The sequence below is a fragment of the Lactiplantibacillus sp. 30.2.29 genome (assembly GCF_018991255.1).
GTDB classification, from domain to species: Bacteria; Bacillota; Bacilli; order Lactobacillales; family Lactobacillaceae; genus Lactiplantibacillus; species Lactiplantibacillus pentosus.
The window spans coordinates 1-1,283 of the sequence record NZ_JAGYGU010000092.1; the positions used below are offsets into that span (position 1 = coordinate 1).

Consider the following 1,283-nt stretch of genomic DNA (forward strand, 5'->3'; position numbering starts at 1 on the left):
CTTAACCAAACTTGAAATTAGAAAGATTAACTCAATAAAACCAAAAAACAAGGCAATTATAAGTGCTGTTCCCTTAGCCAGGTGTTTCTTTAAGAATTCATGCAAAAGCACAGTAGTCATAAGCATGGTAATAGTGATCGCTAAACCATACGCGGCCTCCATTTTTTGTGAACTACCAAAGAACCAGACTACACTAATTGTTATTATACATAGTATCCAGTTAACAGTTGCAATATAAATTTGATTTTTTATATTACTTGGATGTCTAATAACCATTCTAGGTAAAAATTTTAAGCCAATTGCTTCATCGACTAAAGTGTAAGAACCCGTAATCAACGCTTGAGAGGCAATAATTGCAGCGAGTGTGGCTAGCAAAATGCCAACTAGGCGCCAAGTTCCGGGGAGCATTTCATAAAAAGGATTTAAGTTCGATAAGTTCCTGTAAGCAGTATCACCTGCATGTCTAATTATCCAAGCACCTTGACCTAAGTAATTTAAAAATAGGGTACTATATACTAGTGGCCATGTTACATAAATATTCTGCTTGCCAACGTGACCCATATCGGAATATAAAGCCTCTGCTCCTGTGGTTGCCAAAAAGATACTTCCAAGTATAAAGATTCCCACTTTGTTAACTGGACTGAATAGTATCCTAATTGCATAATAAGGAGAAATAGCCTTCAATATCATTGGATAATTGATTAGATTAACGATTCCAAAGACAGCCAAAAAGCCAAACCATAAAATCATCACTGGTCCAAAGGATTTCCCAATCATACCTGTTCCAAAATGTTGAATCATAAATAATACGAGTAGAACAACTGTTGTGATAATCAAGACGTTATGTTGAGAATTACTAAACACCACAGGGCCAAGGTGTTGTTTTTTTAATCCCTCAATGGCTGAAGTCACAGTTACTGCAGGAGTTAATGTTCCATCGGCCAAAATGGCCGCCCCGCCAATCAAGGCTGGCCAAATTAACCATTTTGAATTTTTTCGAACCAATGCATATAAAGCAAAAATTCCGCCCTCACGCTTATTATCGGCTTGCATTGCAATGACAACATACTTCAACGTTGTAATGATCATTAATGTCCAAAAAATCAACGAGATCGATCCAATCACGTAATTGGGAGAAATATTTCCCATTTTACCGGCGTCACCAATCAATGCATTCATAACATACAATGGTGAAGTGCCAATATCACCGTACACAATTCCTAAAGTAACAAGTGCCCCCGCAAAAGAAACACGTTCTAGTTGCTTATTCATATTTGCTTGCC

Annotated in this window: 1 protein-coding gene; it reads right to left on the reverse strand. The window is 37.3% G+C overall.

Features of this window, described 5'->3' with window-relative positions; translation table 11 throughout:
* Positions 1 to 1,272 (reverse strand): KUP/HAK/KT family potassium transporter (locus tag KGF65_RS16645; protein WP_216748745.1); only part of this gene is annotated, 1,272 nt, incomplete at its 3' end.
* Positions 1,273 to 1,283: the final 11 nt, after the last annotated feature.